The organism is Candidatus Uabimicrobium amorphum (genome assembly GCF_009002475.1).
In the GTDB taxonomy this organism is placed as follows: domain Bacteria; phylum Planctomycetota; class Uabimicrobiia; order Uabimicrobiales; family Uabimicrobiaceae; genus Uabimicrobium; species Uabimicrobium amorphum.
Window position 1 is genome coordinate 2,134,953 of record NZ_AP019860.1, and the last position, 21,534, is coordinate 2,156,486.

Here is a 21,534-nt window from a genome sequence, read left to right on the forward strand (position 1 = left end):
TGTCATACTTGCTTTGCTATTCGCTGGTTTAAACACACGTTCCAACTTGATGCACTTATTTAACACATTTCTCATCTGTATCTGGTTGTTTTCACCTATGTTAGCTCAGCGAAATCTCAGCGGGGTAAAAATAAAAATACAGCACCCCCACGAGACGTTTGCCAAAGAACACATATCGATTCAAGTTTTGTTTCACAACACAACTGACGAACACAAGTATGCCATTAGCTTAAAAGACGCGACTTGTCAACAAAACATATTTGTTTACAACTTACCTCCACAGTCGCGCGTCCTGTCGACATATACGACAACTTATCCGCGACGCGGTGTTGTTCGCTGGAAAAAGTTGCCCTTGGAAACCATTTACCCCTTTGGCCTATTTCAAAATAAAATATCACTTTCGACAGATAACAAGTTGTATGTATTACCTGCCATACTTCGCTTAGAAAACTTTTATATCGAATATTTTGCACGACACGATCGCAACAAACAATTGCAAATGACAAACAATAAAACATCACGCGATTCATTTTCGCGTTTACGCGACTATGTACAAGGAGACAATCCGCGTTATATCGATTGGAAAGCCTCGGCAAAAAAAGACGACCTCATTGTTCGCCAATACGTAGACCTTAACCCAATAGAATGTAGTATCGCTATTCACTTTGACATGCAGAGTCAATACACCACGCAACAAAATGAAAATTTCGAAAACATCATCGTTCTTGCGGCCTCACTTACGTCAGAAATCCAACAACAAGGACGCTTGAATGATTTTATTGTTGGCGACAAAAAAGTAAAATCGACAAAACTAAAACCGGTGTTGCGTTTTCTAACAGAGCTCAAGATACAAGATCTTCCCTTTACCTTAACCAAGCAACATAAAAACTTAATTGTACTAACGAATAGAGTGACAAAGCCACTGAAAGAATTTTTGCAAAACTCCCCGCAAACAACGCTTATACTGACACAGAAAAGTGAAAGATATGTAAACCATCAATATGTGTTTTTTGTACGAGAAAACTCAATTAGGTTGGAAAAACTATGTTAAAAAAAACACGAAAACTATCTATAGATAACCACAATATTGAAAAATATTACATTCGCTGGATATACCTAAACATGATACTCACCCTTTCGTGTTTTGCTTTTGCTGTAGAAAGAACATACTTAATTGCACCACTCATTGTTTTAGTGACCATAGGTTTTCTCATCAATAAACCGATCTCCAACAAGTCGACCGACACCATCGCCTCTTTTGTACTTTTGGCCATTTTCATATTGATTTACCTTACAACACGTGGTGACACACTCTTCTCCGCCGGGGGAATCTTGATTGGTTCTTATGTACTGTTTTTCTTCCGCGAAAAACAGCACCAAAAATCCGCGGTCAACTTATTGACAATACTGGGAATGATGTTGTTGTGCACTTCATTGTTAAACCGTTTTGCCTACTTATTCTTTTTTGTGGCCTTTGTTTTTTGTAGCACACGACTACTTCGCTATTTTATTTTATTCCAACACAAAAATGCATCGATGTACGTCATACAACAACAAACAATTCCCTACAAAAACTCCTTTCGAAAGATCTGCATTAAATCTGCCATGGTGGCTGCCGGTGTACTTTTAGCAACCGTCATTTTTATTCTAGTCCCTCGCTCCCACAAATGGGAATTTGCCACATCAGGGCAGCTCAACATCGGAAAAACGGGTTTTAGCAGCAAAATAACCAGTGCGTCTGTACAAAACATTCTTTCTGACCCCAATATATTTTTCATTGTACAAACAAAAAATACTTCGGACTATTTCAAAGGTGCTATTTACAACGAATATGACGGAACAAATTGGTCCGCCAATCTACCGACAAAACCTGTTCGTTTTCGCGGATACGCGGAGTTTAATCCTCCGATAAAGAATATCACTGCTGAGGTCTATAAATTCAATAATAACCCAGGACAAACTATCTTCTATCGCAATACACCTTATGTTCTAAAAGCTAGTAATTTTCGGACACAGCTCGACATAGATGAAGTGGGAAATATAACCTCTACGCGCAAATTCAGAAAAAAATTCACCTACTTTATGCTCACAGGGCCTAAGGTAGCAAAAAAATGGGACAAAGCTTGGGTAGACAAGTATTTTTTACAGTTGCCTGAAATTTCCGATCGCGTCAAACAGCTCGCGGTTGATGTCACCAAAAACGCTTCGGGAAATCTCGAAAAAGTTATTGCCATAGAAGCACACTTAAAGAAAAACTATTACTACACCCTAAATATGAACCCAGGCAAAAACGAAGTAAGCGATTACTTCCTATTCAATGCCCAAAGCGGATACTGCATACATTTCGCCACATCCATGGTGGTTATGCTTCGCTCTCTAGGAATTCCCGCTAGATTGGTCGGTGGTTTTCGCTCAGAAAAATATGAAAAAGATCACGTTGTGGTCACCAATGAAGACGCACATGCTTGGGTAGAAGTTTTTCACAACAACGAGTGGAAATTTTTTGACCCAACACCACCCCAAGAAGATTATCTCATCGGACTCAGTTATTGGAAGAAAATATACTACAAGTTATATGCATTTTGGACTCTAGATGTTTTAGGGTTTTCTTACTCACAGCAAAAAAGCGTATATGGCTATGTGAAAGCCTTTTTTAAATGGTTAAGACCACATTTGTGGATGGTACTCACGGCGTTAGTCCTCTTTTATATGTACAAAATTCTACAACGTAACCAAAAAAAACACATAGGTAAAACCACAAAGAATCATCCACAACAAATAGACAAGAGTCCCCACGCAATCGCCAACTCTTTTTATCAAAAAACGCTTTCGATCTTAGAGGGTATACAGTGTTATAAATATGCGGAGGAAACCCCATTTGAATTTACCCAAAGAGTGCAAAGTGATTTTCCGCAAACCTACAAAACGGTAAAAAATATTAGTGATCTATTTTGCGAAATTCGATTTGGTCATGCTCCGTACACTGCGGAAAGAAAACAAATCGTCGAAAATAATATTGCACAACTGCAACAAATTGTAGACAATCAAGTAGAAACACAAAAAAACGCGGTTTAGACAAAAGGGGCTCTCAATGACAAATTTTAAAAATCAAACCCTACAAGAAATTAAAGATAATTGCACATATGAAAACTGTGTTTTGCAGCTCTACAGTGACATCCAACAACTTCAAAACAGCAACTTTCACGATTGCCAGTTTAAAAATGAGGTCGTTTCGATATACGGTATCGCCAATTGTACTTTTCACAACTGCGAATTTGAAGAATTGAGCATTGCCAATAAAATTGAAACAACGCAAATCGTGGATTGCAAGATCGAGTATCTTAACTTAGAGGCGCTAAAAATTTCCGATAAAACGCTGGCGTTTATTCACCCGAACAATTCCATTGGTAAACTAAATTTACACTGGACAGATCTCAAAGAAATCCCCACCGCTGTTCTAAAAATAAGAACTCTAGAAAGCCTATATTTGGGAAACAACTACATCACCGAAGTCCCGGAAAACATTGTGCAGTTATACCAATTGCACCTACTAGACCTTTCCGACAACGCCATTGAGAAATTGCCAACAAATCTATCGCAACTGCAAAGTTTAAAAGTGCTGGGGTTATCGGGGAATAAAATCACGCAAATACCCGGAATTCAAAATATGAAGCAACTTTCGGATTTAGTTTTGGACAAAGCAAACTTTTCCGCAGAACAGCAAAAGGTCATTTGTGAATATTTGCCGTCGTGCAGTGTTTACTTTGAATAGTTCTAAAAAATTGGACAGGATTTACAGGATGGATGGGATAAAATAATCGGAAAATGACATCTTTATCTATTTTCCCTAAATAATAAAACTTACATAAATATTCGTTCACGCTTGCGAAAATTTACAAACGTGAACGAATATATCTAACAAATCACACCAGGTAAAACTTCGCCAACATTTTGCATAATACCGCGAAATTCTTCCAGCATTTGCGCTAAGATTCCATCGTCGGCAAAGGGATAGTAAATCACCATCGCTACATTCTGCGACTCGGGTGTTGTTTTTGTCGCGAGAGAGTCTTTCACCGGATTGACCATTGCCTGCTCTTTTCCATCGCGCATGCAAAAGCCGGTAATAAGGTCATGCAGTTTAATCTCCTGATCGGCGCTATTGAAAATATATCTTTCGTCCTCAGTACCTAGACGAAAAATATACTGTTCACTTGCCGCCAAATCTGTGTCCCACAAAGATATGGGAACTAAATATTTGAGAGACAAATAATTGATGGTATCCACGGCAATATTGATGCGCGGAAACTTGTCATTCAACGCCGCGCGGATCAGATATTCCGATGCGGGTTTACTTCTTCCCGTAGGACGATATACACCGCGGCGCAACATCTTGCGTACACTTTGCCGTACATGCTCTTCTTCTTCGCTGAGCGGTTCTTTGCGTTTTTGCAGTAAAATGGCAAGTTGCTTTTCCAATTCGTCGACACTTTGGTCGATTTTCACATTCTTCACCGCAACACCGCCGAGAAAAATGTCCTCTAGTTTTTTTTCTATGGATAAAGACATGTGCTCTCCCGCTACTTCTTTTTTACTTCGTTTCTTCGCAGTCTTTTGATACGTGATATTTCATCTTCACAATCTTGCAGTTGGCTTTTGTACAAATACTCTTTGTAAGTTTCATACGCTTTTTCGTACATTTTGGAGGCATCTTTTAAACGATCCACGGGATCAGGTACCGTATTCGCGGTGTATTGCAAACTCACAGCATAGTTGTAAATATTTCGCGCGTGTACTTCGCTATCGGGATTTTCCTCTAAATAGATCTCGTGAAAAATGTTCATCGCTTCCTGCCAATTTCCTTGTTGCGCGAACTCTACACCTGTGTAAAAATCACCATGTCGTACTTTCTGTAAACGCACTTCTCCGTACGATTTTTGCGGAACCGTAGATTTTGCAAATTCGCGTACTATGTAGAACAGCATGCCATGAAGTACTTTCTCTTCCTCCATGAGTGGCGGCGGACTACCGACTCTCTCCTTTTTCATTTCATTGTATGGCGTGTATTTTTTTGTCGCGAATAACTCTTCATCGACAAACACCTCAAATTTGACGTCGAGCTCCACGACGGTTGTTCGTATATAGCGCTTTGTTTTTTCATAATCCGCATCCATAAACTCATTCTTAAAAGGCTGCGTCTCGTCGGTACGCATCTCATTGATACGCGTTGTTCTGGTGACAGACTTTTCTTCAATGTCTTCGCCATCAAATCTTTCCTTACAGTTGATGCGAATTTCTGCGTCATGTCCGCTATCCACAATTTCAAACGCTTCGCCCATACGAATAGAAAGTTGTTCCTTGATATGAGGTGCATATTTCCCACTTTCGGACGTTACTTTTATTTTTTTATACGGAATTAAGTTAATTTCGGCAGGAACGTCAACTGCTGTGCGCACGCGAACTACCGACAAAGTACATGAGCACAACAAACAGCCTAAGATAGTGATTGAAATTAATTTATACATATTTTCCCCTTTACTTGGCTCCCGGATTTTCGATAGAGCTTTCCCATAAGCGCAAAAATTCCATAGCTTGATTTGAGTGGTGTAAATACGAAAATTTTGCAATTTGTTGTCCGACATTGCGTACTTGCTTTCGTAAATCTTCGTCCAACAAGTTCCCATTTTCATCAAATTGCTTCCAAGATTCCGAAATAGAGGCTTGTTGCGGAATTACCCATGAATGCAACGTCCGCCCAACAACCCGTAAGCCGTTTAAAGCATTTATCGCCCCCATTTTTCCTCCTGCAACTCCCACAAGTCCCATCATCTTGCCTTCAAACTGACGAAAACCCATTAAGTCGAGAGCATTTTTCAACACTCCGCTGTAGCCACCATGGTACTCTGGAGTTCCAATAATGATGCCATGTGCTGCTTCTACTTTTTGTCTTAGTTTTTCAACATCGGCAGGGTAGTTTTCTTCGTTTTCGGCATTGCAGAAAACCAACTCATAACGTCCTAGTTCCACAAGCTCGACTTCTGCACCAAATTCCTGTGCACCTTCTAAAGCAATTTTTACCGCCGCACTTGTATAACTATTGGCGCGCATACTGCCTGAAATACCAATGACTTTGATTTTTTCCTCGTTTGACTCCATGTAAAACTCCTATTTTTTGCACATAATGTGCATAAATGTTGGCAATGCGTAACAATCCCAAAACAAAGCAAGTAATATACCGGTTTGAAATATAAAACCAAAACTATGATACACACGTAGTTGGCTCATAAAAAAAACGCTAAAACCGCCAATGAGTATCAATGAACTGGAAATAATGGCAGGTTTTACTTGCTGTAAAGTTTTCGCGACTCTATTATCGAAATTTTCTTCGTATTTGCAATAATAATTATAATGCACCATAAAATGAATGGTATCGTCAACCATAATGCCAATAAGACCGGCCAATAGTACCACAGTGTATAAAGTGATCTCAAAACCACACAATACAAATACGGAAACAACTCCAAATAGAGACATCATATTGACAAAAACAGCTAAAACGGTTAAACGCCAAGAGCGAATAATTACCCAAAACAAAATAGCGATGAATAAACTTCCCCACAAAATAGAAATATACTGGGTCTCGTAAATATTCGTTGCGGTATTTGCCAAAAGTAATGAGTAACCAGTACAATACATTTTCGCATTTAGTAACCGTGCATACTTATCCAGCGTTTTTTGCAAATTGCGCTCTAAAGCGAGAATTTTTAAAGGATCGTCGCTGCGCAACCGACAACCTATGCGCGTGTATTTGCCGTCTGTCGAAAAAAGTTGCTGCATCTGAGAGCGATAATAACTGAGAATATCGTCCCCCTTCTTTTCACTAGCGTTTCCTTCAAAAAATAGCAAAAATGGCTTTACGAGCCACGAAATGGCAAAATCCGTTGTCTTTGCCACAACGCGAAAATTTTCCGCACGTGCGTCTTGATTGGTATCGTATTCAAACTTCCAGTTCAAGCTTGCCATCAATGTTGCCGGACTAATCGTTTCGGCAATCATCTCGTGGTTGTTCTCCTTCATTTCTCGTTCTAAGTTTTGCAAATGCAGATAGTTTTCGGCTTTGAGAAGTGTACCGTCATCTTTGAATTCGATCATAATTTCTAAGGGATGCTGCGCCTTGAGTTTTTGCGAAATATAACGAAAATCGCGCACAACCTTGTGCTCTTCGGGTAAATAATCGATAAAGCTCGGTAAAACTTTTGGTGCCTTGCCCAGAAATATCCACGGCAAACTCAAAAATACCGCCGCTACCAGAATAATTTTCCGATTATTCTTCGCAACGAATGTTGTAGAGACCGATTCTTTCGCGGTACAAAAACATATATTGACCGCAAAAGAAGTCAACATCACCAGAGGGATTTCTATTCCTAGTAGCGATATAGGTTGAATATTACTAAAGTATAGCGTAAAAAGTCCTACGACAGTGGTAATCGTCGACCAGAAACATGCGCGGCGTGTAATTTTTTGGCGCTGTGCTGTTGTATGATTCATATGAATCACAACAGGAACGGAAGTGATGAAAAAAAACAGCGGAACGATGTTGCTAAAAACGTGAAACCCACTACCGCTAAAATATACGAATAATACCCACAGGCTACCCGTCACCAACAAAGACATAAAAAAACCAACGATGGCCAGTAAAGGTACTTTACAAATGATTAGCAAAGTCACGCTCAATAAAAAAGAAACGGAAAAGAGTATTTGTGCATCACGCATCGCAAGTTGTTTCATGACAATGTAAATAAGTGGAAAACCAGAAATACGTACTTGCGTGGGAACTTGCTGCTGTAAATTTCCAATATATGCGGCAAAATCACGGCGTTCCTTTAATTGGGGTTTTAAAAGAAGCCAAATAAAGGTCGTTTTGCGATCGGGACTAATGAGTCCGGTGTAAAAAAAGGGATCGCTAAAAATACGTTGCCGAACCTTTGCGTCTATTTTATCAGGGCTGAGCAAGTTACCTGCTGGATAGGGTACATATTTGTCATCGAAAAATGGTATACTAATTTTTTTTACCGCAAAATCTTTAATATTGGTAATACTGACAACCATCTCAATGTTTTTATCTTTTGCAAAACGCTTCGTCAATTTGTCAACCATATTCACAGATATGTCGTTGAGGATATCTTTACCTTTTGCACTCACCGCTAAAACTAAAAACTCATCTGTGCCAAAAATATTGTGAAATTTTGAAAAATTACGATACACACGACTTTCTTTTACAAATAATTGTGAAATAGAACTGTCATGAGCAACTTTAGGTGTATACCACCACAAAATGACACAACATATAGCTGCTGTTACGAGACAAAAAGTTTTTTTCATACAAAAATCTCACGAAAAATTAACAGAAATTTAACTTTTACTCTAAGAAAAAGTTAACTATAATTGATGTTATTTTCAATACAAACCACTGTAAATATGGTGTATTCTCTGAAAACTACATAATAAAATGGTTTCCGAATTTGGCCGTAAGCATTTACTATATAAAAACTTACAAAACTGCGCTTAGCTGCAATTGTAACAAAAAGTAGTAAAAAACTACAGCACGTTATTTGGGTACGGTCACCATAAGCTTCACCATATTCCTAACATCTAATATTCAATTTTGCAACTTATCCTTGGAAGTGTTCTAATGGATTCCATCTTTTACATCTTCACCACCCCTTTTCGCAAAAACTTTTTAAAAATTCATTGTTCACTTTCTACAGTAAAGTCACAAAGGAAGACACAACCATAGATAGAAAGGGCTTCTTGATGAAGTTCTACCCAAAAAATATTGTGCTTTTGATCGCGATGTTCTTGCTAATGTGTAGCGTTGCTATAAATGCACAAAATGACGAAAACAATCAGGTTGACAATCAAGTAAAAAAAGAACAACCTAACGAACAAAACAATCCTGCCCCAAATGACAATGCTAAAGACAAAGGCAAAGACAAAGGAAAACCAATCGATTACTTTAAAATGGCCTACACAGCTTTGGGAGGGTTGGGAATTTTCTTCTTAGGAATGAAATTTCTGTCCGAGAGTCTGCAAGCGATGACGGGAGACTTAATCAAAAAACTGATTACTAAGGCCACTTCAAATAGAATCATCGCCGTTCTTGTCGGCTTATCAGTGACAGCCTTAATTCAATCATCTTCCATATCCACAGTTATGGTCGTGGGTTTGGTCAATGCCCAACTCATGAATTTAATGCAAGCGATCGGTGTTATTTTAGGTGCGAACATCGGTACAACAATCACGGGTTGGATTTTAGCCATCAAAATCGGAAAATACGGACTACTTCTCATCGGACTGGGAATATTTCCGATGTTATTTATGAAAAGGTCTACGTTGGCAGCTATTGGCAAGGCCGTTGTGGCTCTAGGATTTATCTTTTTTGGTCTCCAGCTTATGAGTGGCGCGTTCAAACCACTTCGTTCTCATCAGGGTTTTATTAGCTTTTTAGAATACTTCGATGCACAAAGTATTATGAGTCTTTTTGGCTGTGTTGCTATTGGCTGCTGTATGACATTTATCATCCAAAGTAGTTCCGCAATGCTAGGTATTACTATGGTACTTGCAGGCAACGGTTCGTTGAGTTTTGCCACCGCCGCAGCATTGGTACTTGGGGAAAACATCGGAACTACTATTACGGCACAATTAGCATGTATCGGAGGTAGCACGAATGCAAAAAGGGCGGCAGTCTCACATGCCTGCTTCAATTTGTTTGGCGTATTCGTTATGATATTGATTTTTCAGCCGTACATTGCTTTTATTGAGAACATTATCCCCGGTTTAGCAGATCAAATAAGTTCAGATGGTTCCAAGCAGTACATCGCTGCGCACATCGCTGCCAGTCACACAATATTTAATGTCTCCGCCACAATTTTGTTTCTTCCGTTTACTCAGTACCTTGCCAGGCTCGTTTGTTGGATCATTCCTGATAGCAAGACAAAAGAGGTGGCACAATTAAAATATCTTCAAGCAGGTGGTTACCAATCTTCGGGTGTTTCTTTAAAAATGGCCTCTCTTGAATTGGAAAATATGGCGCAAATTACCAAGCAATCCCTCAAACACACGCGAACATACCTTCTCGAAAAAGAAAAACCCAGCAAAGAAGATTTTGACGAAGTAATGCATCTAGAGAAAATTACCGATAATGTTCAAGAAGAAATCACTTCGTTTGTATGCCGGGCAATGGAAGGATCTCTCATTACACAACAGACAGAAGAAGCGTATACAATTATTCGCGCGGCAGATGAGCTAGAATCTATCGCAGACCAGGCAACTGCTTTGTGTATTTACCGTTGGCGTATTCACAAGAACAAACAAACATTTAGTGACTCGGCATGGCAACAACTTTCCGAATACTATGAGAGTACCTATACTCTCTTCAATAGTGTTGTGGAAAATATTCGTGATTTAGAAGGTAAAGTGGAACATTACGATCGCGAAGCTGCGAAGTTAAGTGCCACAGCAAATGAAATGCGTGATAAGCACGTAGAACGCATGCGCGACGGAACTTGTAAACCTTTATCTGCTCTTACCTTTAGCGATATTTTTGTTTCACTGCGTCGCATTAAAAACCATACCATAAATTTTGTGGATGCGGTCAATTTTCAAAACATGAAAATGCAAGAGCGCACAGAGACAGAAGGCCAAGACTAAAAATATTTTCCGAGCGTGTCTTAGGACACGCTCTACAACTCTTTTGGTATATAACTATGCGTAACTTACTCCTCTCCTTTTTTACTCTGACATTGGTCTATGCAAATGGTCTTTCACTACAAGACCTACAAAAAATATCACAACAATCCCACCAAGATATTTCCCAGTATTTTACAGATAAAACGGCTTGTGAACTAATGGCATGGGAACAACAAACATTTCCCGATAATTTTTTGTTTCTCGACAAACTAGAGACTATTTCTGTAGATACCGCAAAAGTATTGCAAAATTGGCCGGGAAGATACTTGTTTTTAAATGGTATTTCACAAATAGAACCCGAAGTCGCACGATATCTTTTCAAGTGGCGCGGATCAACACTGATGATGAACGGTTTACAACAAATCGAAGCTGTGGCGACACACCTTTATCAATGGCGTGGATCTTATCTCAGTTTGGACGGGATCACTGCTCTGTCGGAAGAAAGCGCCAAAAGAATAGGAAAAGCCTCTTGCGCCATTTCACTAAAAAACTTGAAACACTTATCACCAAACATTGCAAGATTGGTTTTAAAAAAAGACGCTAGACTTGTTCATTTAAGTGGTCTAAAAAAAATAAGTGACGCATCGTTAAAAATCCTAATGAAAAAAAGGTATACCACACTACACCTCAACGGACTAACAAGTATCTCTCCACAGTTCTTTGTCCTTCTCGACAACAAAAACAAGACTCTGTATTTAAACGGGCTAAAACACTTACCACATACTCAAATCAAAAGTCTACCCGATTGGTCTGGTAGAGAGTTGTACCTGGACCAACTAAAATTTTTATCAACAAAAACCGCGTTATACATAAGTCACTGGCGCGGTATAAAATTATCATTGCGTAACTTGGAAAAAATGGATTTAGCGGCAGTGGAATATCTGAGCCAATGGAAAGGTTATACCTTGACACTAGGTATCCCAAAAATCGATGAGGCAACAGCAAATCATTTACAAAAATGGACAGGATATACCTTGCACCTCAATAATATAAAGACCCTATCTCCACAAGCATTGAATAGTATTGTCAGGTGGAACGGAAACGAATTATTTATGCCACAATGGGCTCCGTCCATTTCTCAGGCAATGGTGCTAAAAAAATGGAACGGAAACCGTCTATATCTCTCACCGCAGACCACACCGCAGGTAATAAAAATTTTACAGCGTTTTGTGGAGTAGAGACTTGTGTCAAATTGTGCTATTCCATACCGTATCGATCAAATAAGTACATCAAAGCGGTAATTGTCGCGCTACCCAATTCAAGTTCGCGTTTATTCACCGCCTCGAAAACATCGCTCGCCGCGTGGTGATAGTCGAAATATCTTTGTGAGTCCGGTTTAAAACCGACGAGTGTAGCACGACCATCCTTCAAAACACCTACATCCGCCGCAGAACGCCCGGGAAAGAAAGCATAGACATTGTATTTCGCGAAAAGTGGTTGCCACTTGAGTACCTTTTCCATTCGCGGCCATGCAGTATCGATACTGAACCCACGAGGGGTAAATCCTCCGGAATCGCTCTCTACCGCGGCAACATGAACCTCACCTTTTTCTTTTGCCACCCTGGCGTATTCCCTTGCACCGCGTAAGCCATTTTCTTCATTCATAAACATCACTACACGCAAAGTCCGCTTGGGTTTTATTTTGAGTACATTAAATAGATGCATCACCTCAATTGCCTGAACGCAGCCAGCACCATCGTCGTGCGCACCCTCTCCGATATCCCAAGAATCAAGGTGCCCACCTACAGCAATAATTTCTTTAGGAAATTCGCTTCCCTTTACTTCACCAATCACATTGTACGACTTGGCATCAGGTAGCGTCTTGCAGTGCATTTCGTAGTTCATTTTTACGACCTTGTGTTCACGCAGTAGATTACTCAAAAATTCCGCATCATTAGTACTAACCGCTGCGGCAGGTATTTTTTTTACTCCGTCTTGATAACGCATGGTTCCCGTGTGAGGATAATCATCGAGGCGCAAGTTCATCGACCGAACTAAAACACCAACTGCACCATATTTAGAAGCTTCGACTGCACCACGTGTACGTTGGCCTACAGCTTGAGAGTACGATACAAAAGCGTTGATATTCGTCGCCTTCATCGGACGATTAAAAAATACTATTTTACCAGAAATTTTTTCTTTTCCGAGTTTCTCAAGGTCTGAAAACTGATGTACTTCGACAATTTCCGCCCGCAAACCACCTTCTCCGGTACCAACACTACCACCAAGGGCACAAATGTTGAGTGTACGTTTTTTTATCGCACCATGCGCCACCACATGGGCTTTTTCCTTTGCGCCACGTACCCAATGCGGAACCATCACTTCTTGTAAAGTAACTTTCATACCTAATTTTTCTAAGACTTCTTTTGACCACATAACTGCTTTTTCCGCTTGTGGAGAACCACTTAACCTTGGACCAACGTCTTTACATAACGCTCGTAAATTTTCATAACACTGACCTTCTTCTAAAGCCGCCTGATAAATTTTCGCAAACATTTTTTCATCTACGGACAACTCTTTTTTTGTTTCTTGAGCAAACAAAGTTCCAATGAGCAAAATAGCGATGAGTCTATACATTTCTTTCCTTTCCTAAAAACCGATCCCGTTCCCGATCCCGTTCCCGATCCCGTTCCCGATCCCGAACACAAGTTGATTGCGCAAAATATACCAATTTTACTTGTAAATATTTCCTCATATTATATTCTATTTATTTCTATTTTCTACCATGAGTTTTTTTTGCGAGTTTACAAACATGTCTCAGAATACATTTATGCAAACACCTTTGTTAAAAATTGCCGCCAAAGAGTACCGTAGTCACCAAAAATGCAAACTACTTGCTCTCCACGGCTGGATGGACAATGCCGCAAGCTTTGACTCATTACTACCTCTTATGGAAAACTATCACAGTCTTGCCATTGATCTACCGGGGCATGGTTTATCGCAACATCGAAGCCATGACAGTAACTACTCATTTATTCATTGGCCCATTGACGTCGCACATGTGATCGAAACGTTGTCATGGGACAAATTAACCCTTATGGGTCATTCTTTGGGGGCCTCTATTGCATGTTTTGTTGCTGCTATGTACCCTAACAAAATTGAACGTTTAGTACTAATAGAGGGTCTTGGCCCATTAACAAAAGGTAGCGACGATCCCATCACTTCACTACAAAACCATATAAAAGATAATCAAAAATACCGCGGCAAAAAACCACCAGTGTACAAAGATCTCGATATTCTCATCGAAAAAAGACGTAGTGTCGGAAACCTTCGTTTACAGGACGCAAAAATACTAATTGAAAGATCGGTACAAAAAACCGTAGAGGGTTACAAATGGTCCATAGACAATCGTTTGCGTACTTACTCACCGATACGACTTACCGAAGAACAGGTTCTCAGTGTACTTAGTAAAATTGAGTGCCCGGTTATCTTATTTAAAGCACATGATGGCATTACTTACGACGAAGCCCAAGTGGAAAAACGTTGCCGTGCTATCAAACAATTAGAAATCGTAGAAATACCTGGTAGCCATCACATGCACATGGAACACCCTCAACAAATTGCAGCACATCTAAAGTGAGAGATGTATGAAGCGTAATATCAAACTTACTGTAGAATACGACGGTACGAACTATTATGGTTGGCAAATACAACCTAGCGTTCCCACAATCCAAAATGAATTAAAAAAAGCTATTTTCAACATCACTAAAGAAAACGTGACCATTATAGGCTCGGGCAGAACAGATACAGGAGTACATGCCAAAAATCAAGTCGCTCATTTTCATACGCAAAGTTCCATCAAAGTAGCGGACTTCGCCAAGGCAATTAACTCTCAACTTCCCGAAGATATTGTGGTAAAACAATCCCAGCTTGCGGAGATGGACTTTCATGCGCAGTACCAAGCAAAGGCCAAAGCATATAGTTACACTATTTTTGTCGGCGAACATCGCCCAGCAATCAACAGAAACTATGTATATTGGATACGTCGTAATTTAAATGTGTCTCTCATGAGAGAAGCAGCGTCCTATCTTATAGGAACACATGATTTTTCATCTTTTGAAGCGGCAAAATCACCACGTAAATCAAGTATAAGAACCATAAATAAAGTTGACATCCAAAAAGAAAACTGCTATATTACAACACTATTAGAAGCAAATGGTTTCTTGTACAAAATGGTTCGCAACATAATGGGAACCTTAATAGAAGTAGGCTATGAAAAATACAGTCCTACAAAAATAAATGAAATATTAAAAGCTAAAAATCGTGACTTTGCGGGAGTAACAGCACCTTCCCATGGTCTATGTTTAGAATATGTTTTGTATTAGTTGGAGATGGCAAATTTATCTTCTAACACATTTACAAATAAATGTAGAAAATTTGTCAAGTTTACCATGAATAAAAGGATAGCCTTAATTTCAGATATCCATGGAAACTTAGAAGGATTTAATGCTGTACTTGAGGATATTAGTCGTCATAATGTCGACATGATTTATTGCCTCGGAGACGTTATCGGCTATGGACCCAATCCAGTTGAATGTCTTGATAAGGCTATTCAGTGCAGTGAATTTATATTGATGGGGAATCACGAGGAAGCTGTTTTGACAGGTGCATTTGGATTTAATCCAACCGCCAAAGAAGCAGTGGATTGGACACGTAGTCAATTAAAACCCTCGTGGCTCAGTCTTAAAAAAACCAAAAAACGTTGGGAAGTACTCAAAAATCTATCACTCTCTTACAGTGAAGATGACTATCTATTTGTCCATGGATCTCCGCGTGATCCAACCATGGAGTATATTTTAAAATCAGATACGGAAGATTTGTTTGGGGAAGTTCCCGAGAAAATTCGCGAAATATTCAGCCAATTCAACAGAGCTTGTTTTGTTGGGCATACACATACACCAGGGATTATAACCGAAGATAGTAAATGGTATAATATTGAAGATTTCGACGGCGTATGGGAATGCAAGCCCGGCGAACGAATCGTTTGCAACATAGGTTCTGTTGGACAGCCTAGAGATAAAGACAATCGCTCTTGCTATGTTATCTTTGACGGAAAAGAAATTTGTTATCATCGTATCCCATATGATTTTAGAAAAACTCAAGAAAAAATCTTGAGAATAAAGCAACTAGACAACCGCAACGCTGAGAGATTAGAGTTTGGCAACTAATACTTACACTCGAAGTTTGTAGACGCTAGTTGATATCTAGAAAGGTTGTTATTTTGAACAGCAATATAACTGTTAGAAATAGTGAAGTAAGTCAAGAGACCAAAGACTACATCCAAGATAAGGTTCAAAAACTTGGCAAGTACTCTGTACGTCGAGTAGAAACCATCGCTGAGTTCAGAAGTACCAAAGACGCGCAAAATCAATATAAAGTGGAAATCGTTGCAACTCCTGAAAGAGGAGGAACTGTTGTTGGTACAGCTAGAGCTAGTGAGTGGTTTGGCGCAATTGATCAGGCCTTAGATAAAGTGGAAAGACAATTGCGTAAAATGAAAGAAAAAAGTAAAAGCCATCGCGTGAAACGCTATATTCCAGAGACAGAGGATGATGGTGATGATATGATTATGCACTACTAATCGGCAAATTTTTGAGTTCTTTTATAGTTATGGAAATAACGTGTAAACTCGTCGTACCTTGGCAATATGGGGTTCATATGCGGCCTGCGACAAAGATAGTGAAGCTACTAAGAAATTTTGATTCGGAAACATATTTTTCAATACACAGTGAAAAATACAATGCGAAAAAAATATTAGAGCTTATCAGTATGGAAGCATATTGCGGTCAAAAAATAAAATTCTCTGCTTCGGGAAGTGATGCACAAGAAGTTGTTGAAAAGTTAAAAGAGTTATTTAGCGAAGAAGATGACGATGATGATGAGGAAAGCCAAATAGGTGCCTATTAGACGAAAAATGGAAGTTAGAGGGGGAATTGCTGTAACCCCTGCCATCACTGTAGGTAAAGCATTTATTTTAGATCGAGAACAACCGAGAGTTACTCAGCAATTTATTCGCCAAGATAAAAAAACGGTTGAAAGCGAAAAAACGAGATATCTGAAAGCACAAAGCAAAGCTATAAAAGAACTCAAAAAAATTGAAAAGCAAACCGCAGATACCAAAGATATATCCATAATATTCTGTGGTCATCGCCTTATATTAGAGGAAAGTCAACAAGAAATACTCTATACAATAGAAAACAATTTCTTTAAGGCGGAATATGCCGTACACCACTTGATGCAAAGTTATCAGCAAAATTTGTCTTCTCGTAGAGGTGAACTATATTCACGGCGTATTAGTGATTTAAAAGATATTGAAAATCGCTTACTAAAACATCTAACATCTCATAAAAACATTTCTTATAAATCACTGCGTAAGCCCGTTGTTATTGTTGCAAAAGAGCTCACACCCTCGCAAACCGCTCTACTTCCACTCAACAAAATAGTTGGTATTATCACCAATAGTGGTGGACAAACCTCACACACAGCTATTGTCGCTAGGACAAGAGGTATCAATGCTATTGTAGGAATCGGTGAAGAAACCAACAATATCTTCACAGGTGACACGGTCATCTTAGATGGTTTTACAGGTAAAGTAGTAATACGGCCGACAAAAAAAACCATCGACAAATACAAAAAACAGCAACAACAACAAAAAATAAAAACAACCTCTCTGCAAAAAATCAAACAATTGCGTAGCGAAACAAAAGACCAACATTCCATTTCTCTATTGGCGAACATCGAAAATCCATTTGAAGTAAAAACGGCTCTTTCACAAAGTGCGGAAGGCGTAGGATTGTACCGCACAGAGTTCATTTATGTCGATCACAATCACCCTGATGAAGAAACGCATTACAATGCTTACGCAAGTGCTGCGCGCAAATTGGGAAATAGGTCCATTGTTGTTCGTACTTTGGATTTGGGAGCCGATAAAGATTTTGGTTTATTTCGTACAGTAGAAGATAATCCTTTTCTGGGGTGTCGTTCTCTGCGATTGTGTTTTAAACATGAAAATGTTTTTCGTACACAACTACGTGCTATTCTAAGAGCATCTGTACACGGGAATGTAGCTATCATGTTCCCTATGGTATCTTCCGTTGAAGATATCAAAAAAGCTCTTGATATCTTGTCTCAGGTAAAAGAAGAATTACATTCGCAAAATATTCATTTTGCGCCGCGTATTCCCATAGGAATCATGATAGAGATTCCTTCTGCCGCAATCACATGTGATTTATTCGTAGATTATGTAGATTTTTTCTGTATTGGAACAAATGACTTAGTCCAATATACCTTGGCTGTAGATCGTTGTAATGAAAACGTCGCCAACTATTACAAATTTGCTCACCCTGCTATTTTTCGACTAATACAACATGTTATTCAAGTGGGAAATAAACATGGTGTTCGGGTAAGTATATGCGGTGAAATTTCAAAAGAAATGATTATAGTGCTTATAGGTATGGGATTAAAGGAGTTTAGTTTGTCTCCTTATTCCATACTTGAGGTCAAAAAAATGATTCGCGCTATAACTCTCCAACAGACGCAGAAAATTGCTAAGCGCGTTTTGGGCTTAGTCCATCATGACGATGTTATCCGCTATTTGCGCAAAAAAATAAAAAATATAGAAAAAGAATATGACTAAAAGCCTTCCATGGAATCATCAGCAGGAACGGCAATAACAACTTGTCCACCTTCACTTGGTTGAGGCACGATGATAATCACTTGGCAACTTGGACAACGAACTTTTTGACCAGCCATCGAGTCGGGTAAACTATATGTTTTACTTCCACAAGTGCACATAAAATGTACCGTCATATTTATTATTCCTCTTTTTCTCTAGTTAATACTTATTAATTCTACAACACAATACATTTGCGATATTATATATTATTTTATGGAGAATAACGAGATAAAATAAAATTTATCTCGTTATTTTATACACGAATTAGTAATTCATGTGGATACCAAAGTTAGCAACTAAATCAAATTCCTCATCGTCGTTTGTATCTTCTGCAGCTTCGCCTAAGAAATAAGCGTCTAAGCCAGCAACGAATCTCCACTGACCAAAACGTTTAGGAATGAAAACCAAAGGTACATTCGCTTTTATACCAACACTGGTAAAACCGTATGAACGAGCGTCACCACCAGCATCAACATATGTGTCGTTAGCCAAAGCGTGTGCAACAGTTACTGGCAACGATATTAACAGGTTAGCACCTTTGTCGATTTCGATCGCAATGGTAGGCTCAATACCGAAAAGTGCGAAGAAACTTTCATCACCTTCGTTATCAACATTTGGGTTTCCGTCTTCAAGCTCAAGTGCAAGAAGTCCCCAAGGATTGATAGAAAAGTTACCTAGGCCAAGTAGTGGTCCATCATTAATGCGAACCTCTAAGGATACCTCATGACGGTCTTCTAAACGGTCTTGGTTAATACCTGTATCTGACTGGTTAGGAAAAGTATAAATAGTGTAGCGGCCTGTAACGATAAGTAGGTCGTACAAATCAAATTCCAAACCACCAATAATTCTTAGTTCGTTTAATGCTTCAGGGTCATCTCCAACCTGATTCGTCACATCTTCACCTTGAAGACTCGCCCAAACGCCACCAAATGCGGTAACTTCAACATCACAACCACTGACAATATGAAAATTAATTTGCGCATATGGTTGAATGATGTATCCATCATCTTCCACTAAAAGACCGCGGAAGAAATACTTGGTAACATAGTCAATACCTGCATCTACGGAAATATCACCGCGGTTGTACACGATTTCAGAAGAAACATCTTCTTGTGCGCAGATGAAAGTAGATAGCATTAGAATAAAAACTAAGGAAAATGTTGCTACTTTTTTCATAATAATACTTTCTAAAATATACAAAACCTTAATAGTATCTAGTAAAATAAGTTTGAGAAAAACAACCTATTTACTATATATTTAAAGATGTTTTTATACGATTATAACTAAAATGCTAGAGCATTTTTACAATACACTGTGCGAGTTCTAAATTAGACTTTAAGAGTAGCCATTCCTACAACAAAAAATATCATCTATTGAGTATTTGGATAATTTCAAACTTCAGACAAATTATAGATAATCTGCAAAAGCAATACTAAAACTTAAAATTAACCAACTACGCGCAAAGGTGAATAAATGATATACTCACTTGTATTGTTGCTACGCTTCTCAGTATTGTAGCTAATCACCGGATATTGTTCAAGTGACTTCATAAAATTATTTAAACTCTAGGGTCTACTCTTTGAAAAAACAATCAACTCTTGTTCAAGTACTTCGCGCTTAATTATTTTTTCGCGGAGTAAAACTTCATAAAAATCAATGTGATGTTTATCTTGTCTCGATAAAATTTCAAGAACCTGCTCTTTTCGCAAAAACCCCATTTGAATGGCTAGTTGCCCAAAGGATTTTTTGATGCGTTTCTGGACTTTTAAGATCTTTTCCACCTGATCAGGTAGCAACCACCCTTCGCTAACTGCCAGCTCTCCAAACTTGGAATTTACCGTCAAATATATTTCAAGTGCCGATTTCAGCTGACCGCTTGTTATGATACCGCGCTTAACAAGATGTTCACTAAACGATTTTTTGACTTTCTGCTCGAGAAATTCAATATTCTTTTGCAATAAGTTACTTGCCGAAATTTTACGTGTGGTTTTTGTTCTACGACGTATAGCCGTTTGCTCACTAGTTACTTCACGACGCCGCTTATGGGTTTCCGACAAAGGATTTTTATGAATCCCTAATGTCGCTTGCATCTTACTCGACTCTGATGTTTCGTCTCGCTTTATGATATTTTGAACATTACCGACAATTCTCTGTGTCAATCTCGATGTCTTGGAAAAAACTTTTCGTTCGATAGGTTTGTCAAAATATATATTATGGGCACATTTTTCATTTGCGTAAATGAGTGGTTTTTCATCTAGGAGACAATGAACATCACATAAAAGTTCATCGTAACTTTGGTAACGTTCGTTGGGGTCTTTCTGAATCATTTTCGCAATAATAAATGAGCTTTTATAGGAAAGACTTGGAACGTATTCGATAGGATCTACGGTTTTTTCATATCGGTGTTTGTACAGAACGTCAATCACACTATTTGCTGTAAACAACAAACGTCCGGTAATGGTTTTGTACAAAGTTGCTCCCAATGAGTAAATATCGGATCGATGATCAACATCTCCTCCTGTTGCCTGCTCTATGCTCATATAGCTCGGTGTACCGAGAATCAAACCAGCCTGAGTCAACTCTTGGTCGTTTTTTCTCTTAGAAAGTCCAAAATCGGTAACCTTTGCTTGATTTTCGGTCATAAGAATATTTGCAGGTTTAATATCGCGATGAATGATATCTTTTACAAGAGCACACTTTAAAGCATCGGCGACTTGCAAAGCGATCAACCATGTGTCTTCTTCTTCCAGTGGTCCTTTTTCAATAATATCTTCCAGTGGATATCCGCACACATACTCCATGGCGATATAGCAAAATGCCTCTTTATTTCCTATCGAATAGATGTTGACAATATTTGGGTGTTGTATGGAAGCGGCTAAACGCGCTTCTCGCAAAAAGCGTCCTATCGAATCATCACTTTCTAAATTATTCGTTCGACGAAGAATTTTCAAAGCGACATCTCTCTGCAAAGAATTCTGATGCGCAAGATATACCTCGGCCATGTTTCCTTTGCCAAGCAACTTCTTTACCGTATAATCGTCGAAAGTGGTGCCTACGATAGATGTACTCAATGTGGATTCCTTATTTTGGTGAATAGGTTTCATACCATC

At 38.9% G+C, this 21,534-nt stretch carries 19 protein-coding genes; 11 read left to right on the forward strand and 8 right to left on the reverse strand.

The annotated features are described in order from the left end of the window. The first annotated feature begins 97 nt into the window (after positions 1-97). The 3 genes from UABAM_RS07485 to UABAM_RS07495 are packed head-to-tail and all read left to right on the forward strand — an operon-like array spanning position 98 to position 3,772. On the forward strand, positions 98-1,051 hold the full coding sequence (locus tag UABAM_RS07485; protein WP_173013181.1) for a DUF58 domain-containing protein: 954 nt from the start codon (positions 98-100) through the stop codon (positions 1,049-1,051). Then, entirely contained in the window at positions 1,045-3,075 is a 2,031-nt protein-coding gene (locus tag UABAM_RS07490) for a transglutaminase TgpA family protein (protein WP_151967377.1), read from the forward strand. Before UABAM_RS07485 ends, UABAM_RS07490 begins: the two co-directional genes overlap by 7 nt. A gap of 16 nt (positions 3,076-3,091) precedes the next feature. After that, complete coding sequence (locus UABAM_RS07495; RefSeq protein WP_151967378.1) at positions 3,092-3,772, forward strand: leucine-rich repeat domain-containing protein; 681 nt, start codon at positions 3,092-3,094, stop codon at positions 3,770-3,772. A 143-nt stretch (positions 3,773-3,915) separates the two neighbouring features. Here UABAM_RS07495 and UABAM_RS07500 read toward each other — a convergent pair whose 3' ends face one another. The 4 genes from UABAM_RS07500 to UABAM_RS07515 are packed head-to-tail and all read right to left on the reverse strand — an operon-like array spanning position 3,916 to position 8,382. Then, positions 3,916-4,569, reverse strand: a complete 654-nt coding sequence (locus tag UABAM_RS07500) for a phenylalanine--tRNA ligase beta subunit-related protein (protein WP_151967379.1) — start codon at positions 4,567-4,569, stop codon at positions 3,916-3,918. 11 nt (positions 4,570-4,580) lie between these two features. Continuing rightward, complete coding sequence (locus UABAM_RS07505) at positions 4,581-5,525, reverse strand: hypothetical protein (RefSeq protein ID WP_151967380.1); 945 nt, start codon at positions 5,523-5,525, stop codon at positions 4,581-4,583. 10 nt (positions 5,526-5,535) lie between these two features. Then, a complete protein-coding gene (locus tag UABAM_RS07510; protein WP_151967381.1) occupies positions 5,536-6,156 on the reverse strand; it encodes an NADPH-dependent FMN reductase in 621 nt (206 codons plus the stop codon). Positions 6,157-6,165: 9 nt separating this feature from the next. Then, entirely contained in the window at positions 6,166-8,382 is a 2,217-nt protein-coding gene (locus UABAM_RS07515) for an efflux RND transporter permease subunit (protein WP_151967382.1), read from the reverse strand. A 432-nt stretch (positions 8,383-8,814) separates the two neighbouring features. Between UABAM_RS07515 and UABAM_RS07520 the strand changes: the two genes are divergently transcribed. Both UABAM_RS07520 and UABAM_RS07525 read left to right on the forward strand, forming a co-directional pair. Further along, the gene (locus UABAM_RS07520; protein ID WP_151967383.1) at positions 8,815-10,710 is read left to right on the forward strand and encodes a Na/Pi cotransporter family protein; all 1,896 of its coding nucleotides are present in this window, start codon (positions 8,815-8,817) and stop codon (positions 10,708-10,710) included. A gap of 56 nt (positions 10,711-10,766) precedes the next feature. Then, positions 10,767-11,927: a hypothetical protein gene (locus tag UABAM_RS07525; RefSeq protein ID WP_151967384.1), complete on the forward strand. Its 1,161-nt coding sequence runs from the start codon at positions 10,767-10,769 to the stop codon at positions 11,925-11,927. Positions 11,928-11,946: 19 nt separating this feature from the next. On the opposite strand, the gene UABAM_RS07530 is transcribed toward UABAM_RS07525, so the two are convergent. After that, complete coding sequence (locus UABAM_RS07530) at positions 11,947-13,326, reverse strand: M20/M25/M40 family metallo-hydrolase (protein WP_151967385.1); 1,380 nt, start codon at positions 13,324-13,326, stop codon at positions 11,947-11,949. A gap of 193 nt (positions 13,327-13,519) precedes the next feature. On the opposite strand from UABAM_RS07530, the gene UABAM_RS07535 reads away from it, so the two are divergent. From UABAM_RS07535 to ptsP, 6 genes are all read left to right on the forward strand, one after another. Beyond that, positions 13,520-14,329 carry an alpha/beta fold hydrolase gene (locus UABAM_RS07535; protein WP_173013182.1) on the forward strand — a complete coding sequence of 270 codons (810 nt, stop codon included), beginning with the start codon at positions 13,520-13,522 and terminating at the stop codon, positions 14,327-14,329. A gap of 7 nt (positions 14,330-14,336) precedes the next feature. Then, positions 14,337-15,074: a tRNA pseudouridine(38-40) synthase TruA gene (gene truA / locus UABAM_RS07540; protein WP_151967387.1), complete on the forward strand. Its 738-nt coding sequence runs from the start codon at positions 14,337-14,339 to the stop codon at positions 15,072-15,074. A gap of 66 nt (positions 15,075-15,140) precedes the next feature. Beyond that, positions 15,141-15,917: a metallophosphoesterase family protein gene (locus tag UABAM_RS07545; RefSeq protein WP_173013183.1), complete on the forward strand. Its 777-nt coding sequence runs from the start codon at positions 15,141-15,143 to the stop codon at positions 15,915-15,917. A 53-nt stretch (positions 15,918-15,970) separates the two neighbouring features. Further along, a complete protein-coding gene (hpf, locus tag UABAM_RS07550) occupies positions 15,971-16,330 on the forward strand; it encodes a ribosome hibernation-promoting factor, HPF/YfiA family (RefSeq protein ID WP_173013184.1) in 360 nt (119 codons plus the stop codon). 29 nt (positions 16,331-16,359) lie between these two features. Next, positions 16,360-16,656, forward strand: a complete 297-nt coding sequence (locus tag UABAM_RS07555; RefSeq protein ID WP_261344001.1) for an HPr family phosphocarrier protein — start codon at positions 16,360-16,362, stop codon at positions 16,654-16,656. Next, entirely contained in the window at positions 16,646-18,385 is a 1,740-nt protein-coding gene (gene ptsP / locus UABAM_RS07560) for a phosphoenolpyruvate--protein phosphotransferase (protein ID WP_151967391.1), read from the forward strand. Before UABAM_RS07555 ends, ptsP begins: the two co-directional genes overlap by 11 nt. Here ptsP and UABAM_RS33350 read toward each other — a convergent pair. From UABAM_RS33350 to UABAM_RS07570, 3 genes are all read right to left on the reverse strand, one after another. Continuing rightward, on the reverse strand, positions 18,382-18,558 hold the full coding sequence (locus tag UABAM_RS33350) for a hypothetical protein (protein WP_173013186.1): 177 nt from the start codon (positions 18,556-18,558) through the stop codon (positions 18,382-18,384). The genes ptsP and UABAM_RS33350 overlap by 4 nt on opposite strands. A gap of 130 nt (positions 18,559-18,688) precedes the next feature. Further along, positions 18,689-19,600, reverse strand: coding sequence for a hypothetical protein (locus UABAM_RS07565; protein WP_151967392.1), 912 nt, complete (start codon positions 19,598-19,600; stop codon positions 18,689-18,691). A 389-nt stretch (positions 19,601-19,989) separates the two neighbouring features. Then, the gene (locus tag UABAM_RS07570; protein WP_229759363.1) at positions 19,990-21,495 is read right to left on the reverse strand and encodes a serine/threonine-protein kinase; all 1,506 of its coding nucleotides are present in this window, start codon (positions 21,493-21,495) and stop codon (positions 19,990-19,992) included. Between the last annotated feature and the right edge of the window lie 39 nt (positions 21,496-21,534).

Excerpts from the sequence above, each read along its gene's own strand:
- UABAM_RS07525 (WP_151967384.1), top strand. The coding sequence starts at position 10,767 with ATGCGTAACTTACTCCTCTCCTTTTTTACTCTGACATTGGTCTATGCA.
- UABAM_RS07535 (WP_173013182.1), top strand. The coding sequence starts at position 13,520 with ATGCAAACACCTTTGTTAAAAATTGCCGCCAAAGAGTACCGTAGTCAC.
- UABAM_RS07555 (WP_261344001.1), top strand. The coding sequence starts at position 16,360 with ATGGAAATAACGTGTAAACTCGTCGTACCTTGGCAATATGGGGTTCAT.
- UABAM_RS07510 (WP_151967381.1), bottom strand. The coding sequence starts at position 6,156 with ATGGAGTCAAACGAGGAAAAAATCAAAGTCATTGGTATTTCAGGCAGT.
- UABAM_RS07490 (WP_151967377.1), top strand. The coding sequence starts at position 1,045 with ATGTTAAAAAAAACACGAAAACTATCTATAGATAACCACAATATTGAA.
- UABAM_RS07565 (WP_151967392.1), bottom strand. The coding sequence starts at position 19,600 with ATGAAAAAAGTAGCAACATTTTCCTTAGTTTTTATTCTAATGCTATCT.
- UABAM_RS07495 (WP_151967378.1), top strand. The coding sequence starts at position 3,092 with ATGACAAATTTTAAAAATCAAACCCTACAAGAAATTAAAGATAATTGC.
- truA (WP_151967387.1), top strand. The coding sequence starts at position 14,337 with ATGAAGCGTAATATCAAACTTACTGTAGAATACGACGGTACGAACTAT.
- UABAM_RS07515 (WP_151967382.1), bottom strand. The coding sequence starts at position 8,382 with ATGAAAAAAACTTTTTGTCTCGTAACAGCAGCTATATGTTGTGTCATT.
- UABAM_RS07505 (WP_151967380.1), bottom strand. The coding sequence starts at position 5,525 with ATGTATAAATTAATTTCAATCACTATCTTAGGCTGTTTGTTGTGCTCA.
- UABAM_RS07520 (WP_151967383.1), top strand. The coding sequence starts at position 8,815 with ATGAAGTTCTACCCAAAAAATATTGTGCTTTTGATCGCGATGTTCTTG.
- UABAM_RS07530 (WP_151967385.1), bottom strand. The coding sequence starts at position 13,326 with ATGTATAGACTCATCGCTATTTTGCTCATTGGAACTTTGTTTGCTCAA.
- UABAM_RS07545 (WP_173013183.1), top strand. The coding sequence starts at position 15,141 with ATGAATAAAAGGATAGCCTTAATTTCAGATATCCATGGAAACTTAGAA.
- UABAM_RS07485 (WP_173013181.1), top strand. The coding sequence starts at position 98 with ATGTTAGCTCAGCGAAATCTCAGCGGGGTAAAAATAAAAATACAGCAC.
- UABAM_RS07500 (WP_151967379.1), bottom strand. The coding sequence starts at position 4,569 with ATGTCTTTATCCATAGAAAAAAAACTAGAGGACATTTTTCTCGGCGGT.
- UABAM_RS33350 (WP_173013186.1), bottom strand. The coding sequence starts at position 18,558 with ATGACGGTACATTTTATGTGCACTTGTGGAAGTAAAACATATAGTTTA.